This is a genomic window from Pontibacillus yanchengensis Y32 (assembly GCF_000770635.1).
GTDB classification, from domain to species: Bacteria; Bacillota; Bacilli; order Bacillales; family BH030062; genus Pontibacillus; species Pontibacillus yanchengensis.
Window position 1 is genome coordinate 1 of record NZ_AVBF01000053.1, and the last position, 16,054, is coordinate 16,054.

At 37.2% G+C, this 16,054-nt stretch carries 13 protein-coding genes; 10 read left to right on the forward strand and 3 right to left on the reverse strand.

Features of this window, described 5'->3' with window-relative positions; all coding sequences use genetic code 11:
- Positions 1 to 287 precede the first annotated feature (287 nt).
- Positions 288 to 1,817 (reverse strand): histidine kinase N-terminal 7TM domain-containing diguanylate cyclase, encoded by a 1,530-nt coding sequence (locus N782_RS15625; RefSeq protein WP_036822234.1) that lies wholly within the window; start codon positions 1,815 to 1,817, stop codon positions 288 to 290.
- A 528-nt stretch (positions 1,818 to 2,345) separates the two neighbouring features.
- Between N782_RS15625 and N782_RS15630 the strand changes: the two genes are divergently transcribed.
- The 10 genes from N782_RS15630 to N782_RS15675 all read left to right on the forward strand — a co-directional run bounded on the left by N782_RS15630 (position 2,346) and on the right by N782_RS15675 (position 13,337).
- On the forward strand, positions 2,346 to 2,984 hold the full coding sequence (locus N782_RS15630) for a TetR/AcrR family transcriptional regulator (protein WP_036822237.1): 639 nt from the start codon (positions 2,346 to 2,348) through the stop codon (positions 2,982 to 2,984).
- Positions 2,985 to 3,049: 65 nt separating this feature from the next.
- Entirely contained in the window at positions 3,050 to 4,192 is a 1,143-nt protein-coding gene (locus tag N782_RS15635; protein WP_036822240.1) for an acyl-CoA dehydrogenase family protein, read from the forward strand.
- 52 nt (positions 4,193 to 4,244) lie between these two features.
- Entirely contained in the window at positions 4,245 to 5,891 is a 1,647-nt protein-coding gene (locus tag N782_RS15640) for an AMP-binding protein (protein WP_036822241.1), read from the forward strand.
- A 12-nt stretch (positions 5,892 to 5,903) separates the two neighbouring features.
- The gene (locus tag N782_RS15645) at positions 5,904 to 7,256 is read left to right on the forward strand and encodes an acetyl-CoA carboxylase biotin carboxylase subunit (RefSeq protein WP_036822243.1); all 1,353 of its coding nucleotides are present in this window, start codon (positions 5,904 to 5,906) and stop codon (positions 7,254 to 7,256) included.
- Positions 7,253 to 7,465 carry an acetyl-CoA carboxylase biotin carboxyl carrier protein subunit gene (locus tag N782_RS15650; protein WP_036822246.1) on the forward strand — a complete coding sequence of 71 codons (213 nt, stop codon included), beginning with the start codon at positions 7,253 to 7,255 and terminating at the stop codon, positions 7,463 to 7,465. Before N782_RS15645 ends, N782_RS15650 begins: the two co-directional genes overlap by 4 nt.
- Positions 7,466 to 7,480: 15 nt before the next feature.
- Positions 7,481 to 8,392 carry a hydroxymethylglutaryl-CoA lyase gene (locus N782_RS15655; RefSeq protein WP_036822249.1) on the forward strand — a complete coding sequence of 304 codons (912 nt, stop codon included), beginning with the start codon at positions 7,481 to 7,483 and terminating at the stop codon, positions 8,390 to 8,392.
- Positions 8,389 to 9,171 (forward strand): enoyl-CoA hydratase, encoded by a 783-nt coding sequence (locus tag N782_RS15660; protein ID WP_036822252.1) that lies wholly within the window; start codon positions 8,389 to 8,391, stop codon positions 9,169 to 9,171. Before N782_RS15655 ends, N782_RS15660 begins: the two co-directional genes overlap by 4 nt.
- Before the next feature lie 19 nt (positions 9,172 to 9,190).
- On the forward strand, positions 9,191 to 10,717 hold the full coding sequence (locus N782_RS15665) for an acyl-CoA carboxylase subunit beta (protein ID WP_036822255.1): 1,527 nt from the start codon (positions 9,191 to 9,193) through the stop codon (positions 10,715 to 10,717).
- 122 nt (positions 10,718 to 10,839) lie between these two features.
- Positions 10,840 to 12,315: a UDP-N-acetylmuramoyl-L-alanyl-D-glutamate--2,6-diaminopimelate ligase gene (locus N782_RS15670; RefSeq protein WP_036822258.1), complete on the forward strand. Its 1,476-nt coding sequence runs from the start codon at positions 10,840 to 10,842 to the stop codon at positions 12,313 to 12,315.
- Positions 12,316 to 12,521: 206 nt separating this feature from the next.
- On the forward strand, positions 12,522 to 13,337 hold the full coding sequence (locus tag N782_RS15675; protein WP_036822262.1) for a FixH family protein: 816 nt from the start codon (positions 12,522 to 12,524) through the stop codon (positions 13,335 to 13,337).
- Between the two features lie 93 nt (positions 13,338 to 13,430).
- On the opposite strand, the gene N782_RS15680 is transcribed toward N782_RS15675, so the two are convergent.
- Both N782_RS15680 and N782_RS15685 read right to left on the reverse strand, forming a co-directional pair.
- The gene (locus N782_RS15680) at positions 13,431 to 15,383 is read right to left on the reverse strand and encodes an AMP-binding protein (RefSeq protein WP_036822265.1); all 1,953 of its coding nucleotides are present in this window, start codon (positions 15,381 to 15,383) and stop codon (positions 13,431 to 13,433) included.
- Positions 15,384 to 15,570: 187 nt separating this feature from the next.
- Positions 15,571 to 15,951 carry a PadR family transcriptional regulator gene (locus tag N782_RS15685; protein ID WP_036822292.1) on the reverse strand — a complete coding sequence of 127 codons (381 nt, stop codon included), beginning with the start codon at positions 15,949 to 15,951 and terminating at the stop codon, positions 15,571 to 15,573.
- Positions 15,952 to 16,054: the final 103 nt, after the last annotated feature.

Sequence of the window (16,054 nt, forward strand, 5' to 3'; positions counted from 1 at the left end):
GAATCCAAGTCTTCCAGATTATGCTTCTTATCTTGAATAAGGCTATTTTGATCAGTTGATTCCATAATCAACACCAAACTTTTACAGACATCAATTCAAAAGAACCATAAATAAATGTAATAAAAGTTATCCACAGTTATTTCAGGGTAGAGCCATTCCATAAAAATAAATAAGACCGAAATGATGATTTACAGTCTTATTTATATAAAGAAGATGCATTTGGCAATCAGAAAAAGCGTTAAACGATATGAAGTATGGTAGGGTTCAATAATGAGTTATAAATCTAATTAACCTAAAGAAATACTGTTTCGACCAGTGTGTTTACTATTATATAGGGCTTTATCAGCTTGTTTATATAATGATTCAAATGTGTCTTTATGATTATTCTTGGTAGCTATCCCAATACTAACTGTAATCATAACAGCGTCATGCTCTAATTTAACTGAGTGGTGTTCAACAATGGTGCGTAATTGTTCTGCTTTAATAGTACTCTGTTCTTGATTTATTCCAGGTAGTAATACAGCAAATTCTTCACCACCAAAGCGACTTATTATACCTTTGTCCCCTATAAAATTATAGACAATGCTCGCAAATTCCTTTAACACACTATCACCTATGTCATGACCGTATTTGTCATTAACACACTTGAAATTATCAATGTCTAATAGTAGTACAGTAATGTTAGTGTATTGTTTTAGGTATTGGGTGGCCTTACTTATAAAATGTTTTCGATGAAATAGACCAGTAAGATCATCAGTAATTGCTTTCTTATATAGCTCTTGTTCATATTTTTTTCGGTCGGTAATATTTGAAAAAATAGAAAGTACTCCTGAAGGATGATTCTGGTTATTAAATATTGGGATAATTTGAACAGCATAGAATTCTTGCTGGTCTTTATTATTTAGTTCCATTTCAAAATCATGTTTCTTCTGGGCATGATATGCATCTAAAAGTTCTGAATTGGAAAGAACTTCATTGATAGGACTTCCTAGAATATTGTTTGGTTTTTTATGTGTTAATTTGTGTATTATTTCTTCCGCTGTGGGGTTAATATCAATTAAAGTATGCTCATAATCAATAACCACAATTCCATCAGACATGTTCTCAATAATTTGATCTTTTGCAACAGGCCAAATATCAAATAATTTCAGACGAAACATAGCGTAGAAAATGAGTATCCCTGCTGGAATATAAGTTGTGGAAATACTCATGAGGTTAATAGGCAGAAACAATTGTAATAATGTATATACGACTGGCAAACTTAGCCCAATAATAAGTATTTTATGACTTGTTTTATAAAATTCTAGGCTATGTCGTAAATAAGCTATTAAAATCACGTCAGATAGTATTAGTAAGAAGAAATTGTATGCTATGAATATATTACTGAAATTTGTTGACTCAATATCTGTAACTCTCATACCTAAATGATCTCTAAGAGCGATATTATCTCGCATTAAATGATGTTCATGGTCTGTGAAAATCAAAGCTAGATATATCAAATTGGGAATGGACAGTAACGCGAGAAGCTTATGGTTAGTGTATTTTCTCTTTCCAATAAATTCCATCACGATTATGTAAGTAGCAATTGGAGATAAGAAAAGAGGAATTTGCTGCACATTACGCCACAAAATTTTTCCTTGAAGAGAAGTCTGGATAATTTCATAGATATTCGCAAAGGCCAATATGGATGAGAGAAACATTAAAAAGATGAATGAAATGGCACCAGGACTTTTGCGATACTTGATAGTAAAAAATCCTAGAAATAGAGTTATGAAAGCAGCTAGAAGTAAGTGAAATGGATAGTTATATGATAACATGTGAACAACCTCTTTACTTAAATGTTTAGGGTGAACCGAAGATATAAATAGTTTATGTATGATAAGTGGGTGTGCATTTTAATAGTATTAGCTGTTTAGGTGACCGTACAATTCATTATAATAAGTTAAGCGTACTTTCTTGGATGAACATTATCTATTTCTATCACTTTAACTATTGTAATACGTATGAAGCAGTTTAGATAGGAATAATGTTTCAAAAATGAAGGGTAGTTTAATAAGTAAATAGTATTATTCTTGAAAGTAGGCTTTATGTATATGGATTCAGTAGCATGATAATATTTTATTCCAAAATTAACTGAAGAATAATATGTAATCGGCATGCACATAAGAACTTCCACGTTCTAACTTATAAAAGCTAAACGGAATTCTATCTCTAGTGTTTTTTGCTAGCTTGATAAGAACAATAAGACATTATAACTAGGGGAAATTAATTATGTTTATTTTCTGAAAGTTATGATAAAATATCATCATAGATATTAGCTTGAGGAAAGGTAGAGGAGATGATGTATGGCAGAGTTGAAAGAGAGGATTATTCAATCTTCGTTAGATTTGTTTGAAAAACATGGGTATCATGGTGTTTCTATTAATCAAATTGTAGAACATTGTGGTGCTTCTAAGGGTGGTTTTTATCATTATTTTCATTCCAAGGATGAACTTTTATATGTGATACACGATACGTTCATTACATATGTATTAGATAAGGCCAATCAAGCAAAGGAAACGTATCAAACCCCCACAGAACAATTACAAGCTATTGTGCATTCGTTTGTTCGAGTTTTTGATCTGTATAAAGCGCATATATATGTGTTTTATCAAGAAAGCACTTATTTAAAGCCTCATTATGAGGAGCTTATTAAGAAAAAACGAGATCAATTTAAACAAAACATTTTTGAAGTGATTCAAAAGGGTCAGGAAGCTGGCGAGTTTCGCAATGAACTCCCAACAGAAATTGCTGGTATGGCTTTGTTGGGTATGGTGAATTGGACGTATAAATGGTACAGAAGAGAAGGGGAAAAACCGATTGAGGACATTGCTTCCATCTACGTAGATATTATTCTTCATGCATTTTTAACTTCAGAAGAAATGAACAAAGACACAAACCAAGAGTACTTTTTGAAGAAAGCTTTTTTATTTGAAAATGATTAAAGGTTTACTTTTGAGCAATACCGACCAACCAGTCGGTATCTCTACTCATAAAGGAGAGTGTTAAAATGGATTTCTCATTAACAAAGGAACAAGAAATGACACAAAAGATGGTACGTGATTTTGCTCAAGAAGTGATTGCACCAAGAGCAATCGAATTAGACAAGAATTCTGAATTTCCTAAAGATATTTTTGATGAAATGGGGAAACTCGGTATTCTCGGTATACCATTTCCGGAGAAGTATGGTGGTGCTGGTGGGGATACGTTAACATACGCTCTGGCTGTTGAAGAGATTGGTCGTGTATGTGGAGGTACTGGATTAAGTTATGCGGCTGCTGTGTCGCTTGGAGCTAGTCCCATTTACTATTTTGGAACAGAAGAACAAAAACAGGAATACTTAGTTCCTCTTGCTAAAGGCGAAGCATTAGGATCATTTGGTTTAACAGAACCAAATGCTGGTTCGGATGCAGGAGGAACGCAGACACGTGCAGAAGTAGATGGTGATGAGTATGTCATTAATGGTGAAAAATCCTGGATTACAAACGCAGAATACGCAAGGAATATAACGGTTACAGCTGTTACGGGCAAAGATGATAATGGAAAGAATATCATTTCAGCATTTATCGTTCCTCAAGGTACAAAAGGTATGAAAATAAATAGTAATTACGACAAAATGGGCGTTCGAGCATCCAATACATCTGAAATAGTACTAGAGGATGTCCGTGTGCCAAAGGAAAACATTCTAGGTGATCAGGATAAGGGCTTTAATCAATTTTTATATACTCTCGATGGTGGTAGGATATCCATTGCTGCACTTGCTGTAGGTATCGCTCAAGCATCACTTGATAAAGCACTAGCGTATGCAAAGGAACGGAAACAATTTGGGAGATCTATATCCAAGTTTCAAGCTATTCAATTTAAGTTAGCAGATATGGCTATGGAAGTAGATCTAGCAAGAAATATGGTGATGAAAGCAGCATGGTTAAAGGATCAAGGAAAGCCATTTAAGAAAGAATCTGCCTATGCTAAGTTGTTCGCTTCTGAAACCGCTTTCCGCTCAGCAAACCAAGCTATTCAAATTCATGGAGGTTACGGCTATATGCGGGAATATGAAGTGGAACGATACCTTCGAGATGCTAAGTTATTAGAAATAGGAGAAGGTACATCAGAAATCCAACGCTTGGTCATAAGTCGTGAATTAGGATGTTAATGGTTTTGAAACATTTGCTGTTTTAGTATTCATAATCAATAGGAGGTTACGCATGTCCCTTTTACAACTAACTGTGGGTGAATTGTTAGAAGATAAAGTGAAAAAATATCCGGACTATGAAGCATTTGTCTACCCAGAACATGACCTCAGGAAGACCTATGAAGAATTTAATGAAATGGTAAACGATGCAGCGAAAGGGTTTATGGCACTTGGTGTCGAAAAGGGAGATCATATAGCTATCTGGTCTGATAATAAACCAGAGTGGTTAATATCCCAATTTGCTACTGGGAAAATGGGTGCAGTTCTTGTAACAGTCAATACAAACTACCAAGCGAAGGAACTAGAATACTTACTAAAGCAATCAGATGCAACCACGTTAATACTCGCTGAAGAATTTAAAGGCACTTCTTACTTGGACATTTTATTTCAGGTGTGTCCTCAACTAGAAACATCACCAAAAGGAGAACTATTTGCCCCGAATCTACCAAACTTAAAAAATATAGTAGTGTTAGGTAAAGGAAATTATGAAAACCTTTACACTTGGGATGAAATTATTCAAAAAGGCACGCAGCTTTCAGATGAAGTTCTTAAAAGAAGACAGGAAACATTGCATTATAAAGATGTCATTAACATGCAATACACCTCAGGAACGACGGGCTTCCCTAAAGGGGTCATGTTATCTCATTACAATATAGTTAATAACGGCAACCAAGTTGCTGAATGCATGAAACTAACAGAAGATGATCGTCTCTGTATTCCTGTACCATTCTTTCATTGTTTTGGTTGTGTACTAGGAACGATGGCAGCAGTATCTCAAGGAAGTACGATGGTAATACTGGAGCAATTTGAACCAGAGAAAGTACTTCAAGCAGTTGAAAAAGAACAATGCACTGCACTTCACGGTGTACCGACGATGTTTATTGCGGAATTAAATCATCCATCATTTAACGACTTTGAATTCAAGCATCTTAGAACAGGTATTATGGCTGGTTCTACATGTCCTATGGAAGTGATGAAAAATGTAATGGATAAAATGGGAGCCACGGAAATAACTATTGCCTACGGTCAAACGGAATCCTCTCCAGTTATAACGCAAACACGGACAGATGATCCTATTGAACTCCGAGTAAGTACAGTAGGGAAGGCACATCCAAATGTAGAAGTGAAAGTTATTGACTCTTCGACTGGAGAAGAAGTACCACAAGGGGAACCAGGGGAGTTATGTACACGAGGCTACCTTGTCATGGAAGGCTATTATAAAAATAAAGAAGCGACATATGCAGCCATCGATGAAGAAGGTTGGCTCCATACAGGGGATATAGCAGTGATGGATGAACAAGGATACGTTGAAATTACTGGTAGGATAAAAGATATGATTATACGCGGTGGGGAGAATATTTACCCAAGAGAAGTAGAAGAATTCTTGTACCAGCATCCAGATATATTAGATGTCCAGGTCATCGGAGTTCCAGATGAAAAATACGGGGAAGAACTCATGGCATTTATCATTTTGAAAGAAGATGTCTCCACACCTTCACAAGCAGACATTCGAGCTTTTTGTGAAGGGAAGATATCAAGGCATAAAATACCTAAATATATACAATTCACGGATGAATACCCTATGACCGCGAGTGGAAAGATCCAAAAATTCAAGTTGCGTCAGGAAGCAGAAGAAATTGTCAATACGAATGTAAAATAAGGAGGATGTTCGATGTTTCAAAAAGTATTAATCGCCAACCGTGGAGAAATTGCATCTCGTATTATTCGCACATGTCAAAAAATGAACATCCAGACTGTTGCAATTTATTCGGAGCCAGATGCGGATAAACCATTTGTGAGAGAAGCTGATGAGAGTTATCCCCTTGGTGGGTCTCGAGTCAATGAGAGCTATTTAAATGTTGAAAAAGTCTTAGAGATTGCAGAACAAGCTAATGTAGATGCTATTCATCCTGGGTATGGACTTCTAAGTGAAAATGGAGATTTTGCAAATTCTATTGAAGCAAAAGGGGTTACATTCATTGGACCATCACCTGATGTGATGACCAAAATGGGGAGTAAAGTTGCAGCTAGAAAAACCATGCAAGAAGCAGGTGTGCCAGTCATACCAGGAACAGAGTCTGCTGTAGATACTCCTGAGGATGCTATTCAGGCAGCAAAAGAAATTGGGTATCCAATCATGCTAAAAGCTTCCGCTGGAGGTGGAGGCATCGGCATGCAAATCGTAAACAATGATGAAGAATTGCAAAAGGCTTTTGAGAGTAATTCCAAGCGAGCAACGATGTTTTTTGGGGATGGGACGATGTTTCTGGAGAAGAAAATCGTAGAACCGCACCATGTGGAAATACAAATTCTAGCTGATGGAAACGGGAATACGATCCATTTATTTGAGCGTGAATGTTCGATACAACGACGTCATCAAAAAGTTATCGAGGAAGCGCCATCTCCATTTATTTCAGAAGATACAAGGAAGCGAATGGGTGATGCAGCTGTGAAAGCTGCTAAAACTATTGGTTACAAAAACGCTGGAACAATTGAGTTTTTAGTAGATAAAGATCAACATTTTTACTTTTTAGAAATGAACACCCGTTTGCAAGTTGAACACCCTATCACAGAAGAAATAACTGGGTTAGATATTGTAGAGGAGCAGCTTCGTATTGCAGCTGGGGAAGAATTACGTCATAAACAAGAAAATCTAATGATACAAGGACATGCTTTAGAAGTTCGAGTCTATGCAGAAGATCCAAAGACGTTCTATCCTGCTCCTGGTCAAATTACTAGTTTATCATTACCTGAAGGTAATCACGTCAGGCATGAACTTGCTGTAGATGGTAGTTCGTTTGTATCCCCATTCTATGATCCAATGATTGCGAAGTGCATTACATCAGCAAGTAATCGAAACGAAGCTATTCAATTAATGGAGGAAGCATTAAAGGAATATCAGGTAGAAGGGATTAAAACAAATCTTCCTATGTTACGTGACATTCTAGCTCTTGATGCATTTAAACGAGGTAATACAAACACACATTTTATTGAAACATACTATTTAAAGGAGGAAGCAAAATGACGGAAGTAAAAGCAAACATGGCAGGTAGTGTATGGAAGATTGTTGTAGCAGAAGGGGAGACAGTGTCTTCTGGACAGGATCTACTTATATTAGAATCTATGAAAATGGAAATACCTATTCCAACAGATGATGATGGTACCGTTAAAGAATTAAAAGTATCAGAAGGGGATTTCGTAAACGAGGGCGATGTTGTCGCAATCCTAGAATAGATAGGAGGTATTTTCTTGAATCTCCCCCAAAATGTAACCGTGAAAGAAGTGGGACCTAGGGATGGTCTTCAAAATGAACAAGAAATGATTTCTACAGAGGATAAAGTAGAGTGGATAAACCAGTTATCTGAGACTGGTTTATCCTATATTGAAATTTCATCGTTCGTTCACCCAAAATGGATTCCTCAACTTGGCGACGCACTAGAAGTTGCGAAGGCGATAAAAAGGAAAGAAGATATAACCTATGCAGCTTTAGTGCCTAATCGCAAAGGATTAGAAAGAGCGCTAGAAGCAAATGTTGATGAAGTATCCATCTTTATGTCCGCTTCTGAATCTCATAACAAAAAGAACATTAATAAAAGTATAGAGGAAACATTCCCTGTACTGCAGGAAGTCGTAGAAGAAGCGAAACAAGAACATAAATCTGTAAGGGGCTATATTTCTACGGTTTTCGGTTGTCCTTATGAAGGACCTGTTTCAATTGATCATACACTTAAAGTTTGTAATGAGCTTTTTGAAATGGGCATTGATGAACTTTCTATAGGCGATACGATTGGTGTAGCCAATCCTGTACAAGTTGAAGAAGTTTTAACAAGCTTGGATAAGTATTTTGATAAGGATCAGTTGGCATTACATTTTCACAATACCCATGGTACTGCGCTTGCGAATGTTCTAACAGCCATGCAATTGGGTTATCATACTTTTGATAGTGCTCTTGGTGGCCTTGGTGGTTGCCCTTATGCAAAAGGTGCCTCAGGTAATCTAGCTACGGACGATCTTTTATATATGCTGCAAGGGATGAATGTAAATACAGGAATTGATCATGAAAGAATTCTTGAGGCAGGGAAGTACATTCAGCAAAAAATGAATAAATCTTTACCATCCCATCATATGCAGATATTGAATAAAGGAGGGGCTTTCCTATGACCAATGCAGTGACCTTAGAAATGAGTGGGTCGCATATTGCTATCATTACTTTAAACCGACCTGAAGCTGCTAACTCATTTTCTCATCAATTAATGGATGATTTAGAGGCTGTGATTCATGAGGTGAAACAAAATGACGCTATTCGGTGTGTCATTATAACTGGCTCTGGTGAGAAAGCATTTTGTGCAGGAGCAGATTTAAAGGAACGTTCCACCATGACTCAACAACAAGTGGTTCAAACCGTACATAGAATTGGTGAAGTGGTCAACAAAGTGGAGTCACTCCCTTGTCCAGTTATTGCTGGCATAAATGGTGCAGCGTTTGGTGGCGGTCTTGAGCTTGCCCTTTCCTGTGATATTCGATATGCATCAGAAACATCAAAAATGGGGTTAACGGAAGTTTCACTTGGAATTATCCCTGGAGCAGGAGGAACACAACGCTTACCTCGGTTAATTGGCCTCGGTAAAGCCAAAGAACTGATTTTCAGTGCAAAACGGATTGATGCAAATGAAGCTTTATCTCTTGGCTTAGTGGAACAGGTAGTACCGCAACAGACGTTAATAGAACATGCCATTCAACAAGCTGAACGTATTGCTGCCAATGCTCCAATAGCATTAAAACAAGCGAAACAGGCTATTCAACAAGGGTATCAAGTTGATCTTCAAAGTGGCCTTTCCTTTGAATGGATGTGTTATCAAACGACAATCCCAACTAACGATAGGCTTGAAGGGTTAAAAGCATTTAAAGAAAAGCGAACACCTGACTATAAAGGAGAATAAAGAATGGAGGGAGTAAGAGATGAAATTTGAAGAAGCATTTGAAGAGCGAGTAGAAACTATTCGAAAGGGTGGTGGCGAAAAGTACCACCAGCGCAATGAAGAAAAAGGCAAGATGTTTGTTAGAAAACGTCTTGAGCTATTGTTTGATGACATCGAATTAGAAGATGCATTTTTCGCAAACGCTCAAGATGGGGGTCTCCCTGCAGATGGTGTTGTGACCGGCATAGGTAAAATTAATGGCCAATCTGTATGTGTGATGGCAAATGATTCTACTGTTAAAGCTGGTTCATGGGGCGCAAAAACAGTGGAAAAGATTATCCGAATTCAAGAAACAGCTGAAAAACTAGAGATTCCAATGCTATATTTAGTGGATTCAGCAGGTGCACGTATCACAGATCAAGTTGAAATGTTCCCTGGTCGAAGAGGAGCAGGTCGCATTTTTTATAATCAGGTGAAGTTATCTGGTCGTGTCCCTCAAGTGTGTTTATTGTTTGGACCATCTGCTGCAGGTGGTGCTTATATTCCGGCATTTTGCGATATCGTCGTGATGGTTGAAGGAAATGCTTCGATGTATTTAGGGTCACCACGCATGGCTGAAAAAGTTATTGGAGAAAAAGTATCACTTGAAGAAATGGGTGGAGCTAAAATGCACTGCTCAGAATCAGGTTGCGGAGATGTGTTAGCAAAATCTGAGGATGAAGCAATAGAATATGCAAAGCATTACTTAGCTTATTTTCCACAAAATTATAAAGCGAAGCCACCTGTCCAAGAAGCATTGCCTATAAAGGAACATGAAAAAACAATTGAACAATTAATTCCCGAAAATCAAAATGCACCTTTTGATATGTATGAGTTTATCGATCATCTAGTAGATGAAGGATCATTCTGTGAAATAAAAAAACTATTTGCTCGCGAATTAATAACGGGGTTAGCTCGTATGAACGGGAAACCTGTTGGGATTATTGCCAATCAACCACGCATGAAAGGTGGCGTGTTGTTCCATGACTCTGCAGATAAAGCGGCGAAGTTTATTAATCTATGCGATGCCTTTAATATTCCGCTTCTATTCCTAGCAGATATTCCTGGGTTTATGATTGGAACACGAGTAGAGAAGGCTGGTATCATTCGTCATGGTGCTAAAATGATATCTGCCATGAGTGAAGCATCTGTGCCTAAAATCTCAGTAATCGTTCGAAAGGCATATGGAGCTGGGTTGTATGCTATGGCAGGGCCAGCTTTTGAACCAGATTGTTGCATTGCCCTCCCTAGTGCACAGATTGCTGTTATGGGCCCTGAAGCAGCTGTGAATGCAGTGTATGCTAACAAAATCGCTGAGCTTCCAGAAGAAGAACGACCTCAATTTATTAAAGAGAAACAAGAAGAATACAAAGAAAATATTGATATCTATCGCCTTGCTTCCGAAATGGTTGTAGATGAAATTATTACGCCAAATCGCTTACGTGATGAACTCATTAAACGATTTGAAGTATATGAATCCAAGAATCTAACATTTACAGAGCGCAAACATGGGGTATATCCTGTATAAGATAAAAAACTTGAAGCAAAACCCTCGTATTTTTCATATACGAGGGTTTTCCTCCTTGTCATTTAGTGCATATTTACTTATATAATAGAGAGAAGAGATTTTTGAAGGGAAGAGGTGTTTCCGTGAAATTAAACGATGTAATAAATAATATTGACTACGAACTGATTCAAGGGACAGAAGATACGTATATTGAATCAATCTCCTATCACTCTAAGCATATCGAGCAGGACTCACTCTTTGTATGTATAAAAGGTCAACGGACTGATGGACATGACTATATTGCACAGGCTGTTATGAAAGGTGCTTCAGCTATTATCGTTGAAAGAAAAGTAGCTTTGGAATTTATACCAGAAGACTTAACTGTTATAAAAGTAGATAAGGCCCGCTCTATCTTACCTACACTTGCTAGTCAATTCTATCAGTACCCTTCTAAAGATTTTCGGTTAGTAGGCGTAACTGGAACAAATGGCAAGACCTCTGTTTCTCATATGATCTCTTCCATTCTACAATATGCTGGCCGAAAAGTAGGCAGCATAGGCACGCTAGGAAATAAAGTAAATGAAATGGATATAGAAAGTCGTCGCACAACACCTACGACACCAGAAGCATTGGATTTACAAGATACATTCTCTAAAATGAAGAAATCAAAAGTTACAGATGTAGTAATGGAAGTTTCCTCAATGGGACTTGCACTTGATCGTGTAAATGGATGCGACTTTGATATAGGCGTATTTATGAATCTAACCCATGATCATTTAGATGAACATGGAACATTCGACAACTATAAACAAGCGAAATTGCAATTATTCAAGAGCTGTCCATACTCCATCATTAATGCTGATGACGAGCATGCCCATGATTTCATTGATGCTAGTATAGGTGAATACTCAACATTTGGAATTACAAATGAAGAAGCAGATATACAAGCTGTTTCCATAACTAGTACTGCTACTAGTGTTTCATTTACCCTAAAGGGAGAAAACCTGAGAGAAGAGATTAGTGTCCCTATCCCAGGTGAATTTACTGTGTACAACGCACTAGCCGCAATTGCGAGTTGTTTACAACTGGGTCTCTCTATTGAAAAGATTAAAGAAGCGTTATCGGTTGTGAAAAGCCCTGATGGTCGCTTGCAAACGATTGAATCCAATCAGGGATTCTCTGTCATGATTGATTATGCCAATACTCCAGATGCGTTAGAAAACGTCCTATCAAATATAAGAGCATACACGTCAGGCAAATTAATGGTAGTTTTTGGATGCGGAGGAGATAAAGACCCTAAAAAACGAGCAAAAATGGGACAAATCGCCAGTCGATGGTGCGATCACATGATTTTAACATCAGATAATCCTCGGTCAGAGAACCCATCAACAATCATCCAAGATATTGAAGAAGGGGTATTACTTGAATCGAGCTATGAGGTGATAGAAGACCGTCAAAAAGCAATAGAGAGAAGTATTCTGTTAGCCGAACAAGGAGATATTATTCTAATTGCTGGTAAAGGACATGAAACAGATCAAATAATTGGAGATACAATACTCCCGTTTAATGATTTAGAAGTTGTGAAGAGTCGCTTAGCATCATCACCAGCATCATCATAATTATTCAACAAAGCCACGGTCTTAAAATAGACTGTGGCTTTGTAATTCAATGGAACTAATGTATGTTCACAAAGATTTCAAAATGCTCCTCAAATAATGCATTACAAAATATATCGTAGTACGTTATATTTAACATAAAAGAATTTATTTTGTTGGTTTCAATAAAAAATTATTTACTTACATAGTAGAGAGGAAATGAAATAATTATGAAAAGAAATATAATGATAACTGTTATGTTTACTGTTGCTATTTTTATACTAGCTGCTTGTGGTGGTCAACCAAAAGAAGAAGGAAATAGTGCTTCGTCAAGTGACTCCAATGATGTACCTGAAATGATTGAAGTGTCTATTTCAACAACTCCTTCCAGTGACGAATTAAAGCCTAATGAAGCTTTTACTATACAGGCTAAGGTAACTCAGGGTGATGAAAACGTAAATGATGCAGATGAAGTGAAGTTTGAATTTTGGAAGAAAGGCGAAGAAGAGCATGAGAAAGTAGAAGGTGAATTTACTGAAAAAGGTGTCTATGAATTAGAGAAAACAGTAAAGGAACCAGGTACTTATTATGTGATTTCACACGTTACTGCAAGAGGGATGCATAATATGCCACAAAAAGAATTGCAAATTGGAGAAATGAATCATGGTTCATCCAATGAAGAAACAATGGAAGATGGTGAAACTCACGAAGAAAGTAGCAGCGAAGAAGGAGAAGGTCATCACAGCCATGGTGAAGGTGGCATGATGGCGCATATCATGTTAGATGAAAAGGTATCTGTGAATGAAGAGGTTAGCCTAGTAGGTCATCTACAGAAAGATAATAAACCTTTAACCGAAGCGGACGTACAGTTTGAGGTTTGGAAAAAAGGCGAGGAAAAACATGAATATGTAGATGCTAAAGAAGGTAAAAAAGGGGAATATTCCGTAGCATACACCTTTAAAGAAAAAGGGGATTACCACGTGAACCTTCACTATAAAAAAGATGATATGCATAGTCATAAAGAAACAATAGTTACGGTTGAGTAAATAAGTAGAGCTCCAGAAATCGATCTGGAGCTCTGTTTTATTGTTGAGGGAAGTGTTAATGGATTGTTATACGTTACTACGGGTTTTGTTCGTTTATTTTAATGTATGCTGACCAAGTTTGCGAATGCTCTCTACAATTTGAGGGTTTTCTAAAGCAGATAAATCTCCAGAATCCTCATTTAGGTAAGCTGTTCTTATGGCTCTTCGCATTACCTTTGCGTTTCTTGTTTTAGGTAAATCTTCTACGAAATAAATATTACTAGGTGCTAATGCTTTTCCTAATACAGATATGGAATGTTTTAAAATCTCTTCTTTTAAGGCATCTGTTTGGGAAATGTGGGGTTTTAAGACGACAAATGCAATAGGAGTTTCACCTTTAACCTGATGGGGAACTCCAATCACTCCGGCCTCTACTACAGCATCATGTTCAACTAGAACAGATTCTATTTCGGCTGGGCCCGTTCGTTTGCCAGCAACGTTTAACGTATCATCAGATCGACCTGTTATGGTATAAAAACCCTCTTCGTCACGGATTACCCAGTCTCCATGGACCCACGTGTCAGGCCAGCGATTCCAATACGTTTGTTCATAGCGATCATTTTCTTTATAAAATCCTTTCGTCATACCTACCCACGGCTTAAGAAGTACAAGCTCACCAACTTGGTTTGAAACTGCATTCCCTTCCTGATTATAAACTTGGACGTCCATACCAGGTAATGCCGCATTAAAGGTTACTGGGCCAATAGGTTTTACCAATACATTGCCTAGCATCCCTCCTGAAATTTCGGTTCCTCCTGAGTAGTTAAAAATAGGGATTTGGGATTTTCCGACATCTTTAAATAACCACATCCAAGGTTCAGGGTTAAAGGGTTCTCCTGTTGCTCCAATAACTCGTAAGGTAGATAGATCATGTTGATCAACCCAATCTATTCCATGCTTCATTAAGGAGCGGACTAGTGTAGGGGAAATGCCAAGATGTGTTACTTGGTGTCTTTCTACAATATCCCATAATCGATTTGGGTTAGGGAAATCAGGTGTTCCTTCAAACATGACAATGGAGGCGCCATTTATTAATCCTCCATACACTAGAAATGGACCCATCATCCACCCCATATCTGTGTACCAGAAGAGAGTATCTTTCTTTTTCACGTCCATACCTATACCTGCATCAAAAGAAGCTTTAATTGGGAAGCCACTATGTGTATGAAGAGCTCCTTTCGGTTTACCTGTCGTACCAGAGGTGTAAATAATCATAAATGGATCTTCAGCATTCATATGCTCAGTTTTGAAATCGGTTACATTTTTAATCATAGAAGACCAAGTTATGTCAGTATTTTCATTTAAACCTAACTCCGAATGTAAACGCTCTACAACTATCATTTTCTCAATAGAGGGGCATTGTTTGATGGCTTTGTCTGCTTCTACTTTCATATGCATTGTTTTACCACGTCGATAGAAACCATCTGCTGTAATGAGTACTTTTGCTTTTGATGCATTTATTCTAGTCGCTATGGCGTCTGCTTTATATCCTGAGAATGCTGGTGAAAAAATCGCACCAATTTTTGAAGCGGCTAGCATGGAAAAAAGGGTTTCTGGAATCATTGGTAAGTATAGAGCGATTATATCTCCTTTTTCTATTCCTATATCTTGGAAACCAGCAGCAGCTTGATTTACTTCTTGCAGTAATTCTTTATATGTGAATGTACGGGTTGAGCCTTCATCACTTTCCCATATTAGAGCAAGCTCATCTGCCATAGAGGAATCGTTAGCCCACTTTTCCACTGCATTATAGGTAACATTCAATTTCCCATTAACAAACCAGTTTGGATACTTGATTCCTTCGGATAGGTCCAGTGTTTGATTGTAGTCTTGAAACCATTCGATACCAAGCTCTGAAACAGCTTGATCCCAAAACCATTCAATCTCATCAATGGATTTATCTTGAAAAGCATCATAATCTGTGTAACCAAGTGATTTCATCCATTGATACAATCGAGTTTGTTGTTTATATGCGTCACCAGGAAACCATACTGCATGTTGTGACAAATCGAATCCTCTCCTTCTTCATACGAATATTCTGAAACTTCTAGTGTCTATTATATAACAAAATGAAAGCGCTTTGAACAAGGAGGGTGTTTTCATACTCAAATATAAAGCAAGGATTAAATGAAGGAGAATTAAAAAAGCATAAAAAAAGAGCAAACATAGTAAGATGATTGCTCATATTAATAATCTATTGATAGATCTCATTCATAATTCTTTTTAAAATATCTAATTGCTCATCAAAAAGCACCTTATAATGTTTTTTTAGAACTTCAAATTCTTCTGTACCTTTTTCCGTAACACGGTACCAGTACACTTTTTGACGTTTTTTCTCATAGGATTTGTAATCTTCTTTTCGTTGAAGAAGGCCTTCATCTGTCATTTCATGTAGTGTATCCAGAAGAGTGGAAGGGGCTGGACGCCAATTACCAGTTAACTTAGCGAACTCTTCTTTAAAATGTTCACTAATCATGGATGTACGTTTGTGTAATAAATGCAGGACATAAAATTTTGTGAATTGAGCGGCTGACATGTTCAAAGCAAACTTTTTTGGATTATTTTTACTAGACAATTTCATCCCGCCTTTAGTAATGTGTATTTCATGGAAAACCATGCAAAATATTCTTTGTTTTCTAATTATATCATATATATACTTAGTAGTAACTCCTAATAGG

Excerpts from the sequence above, each read along its gene's own strand:
- N782_RS15625 (WP_036822234.1), bottom strand. The coding sequence starts at position 1,817 with ATGTTATCATATAACTATCCATTTCACTTACTTCTAGCTGCTTTCATA.
- N782_RS15630 (WP_036822237.1), top strand. The coding sequence starts at position 2,346 with ATGGCAGAGTTGAAAGAGAGGATTATTCAATCTTCGTTAGATTTGTTT.
- N782_RS15635 (WP_036822240.1), top strand. The coding sequence starts at position 3,050 with ATGGATTTCTCATTAACAAAGGAACAAGAAATGACACAAAAGATGGTA.
- N782_RS15640 (WP_036822241.1), top strand. The coding sequence starts at position 4,245 with ATGTCCCTTTTACAACTAACTGTGGGTGAATTGTTAGAAGATAAAGTG.
- N782_RS15645 (WP_036822243.1), top strand. The coding sequence starts at position 5,904 with ATGTTTCAAAAAGTATTAATCGCCAACCGTGGAGAAATTGCATCTCGT.
- N782_RS15650 (WP_036822246.1), top strand. The coding sequence starts at position 7,253 with ATGACGGAAGTAAAAGCAAACATGGCAGGTAGTGTATGGAAGATTGTT.
- N782_RS15660 (WP_036822252.1), top strand. The coding sequence starts at position 8,389 with ATGACCAATGCAGTGACCTTAGAAATGAGTGGGTCGCATATTGCTATC.
- N782_RS15665 (WP_036822255.1), top strand. The coding sequence starts at position 9,191 with ATGAAATTTGAAGAAGCATTTGAAGAGCGAGTAGAAACTATTCGAAAG.
- N782_RS15675 (WP_036822262.1), top strand. The coding sequence starts at position 12,522 with ATGAAAAGAAATATAATGATAACTGTTATGTTTACTGTTGCTATTTTT.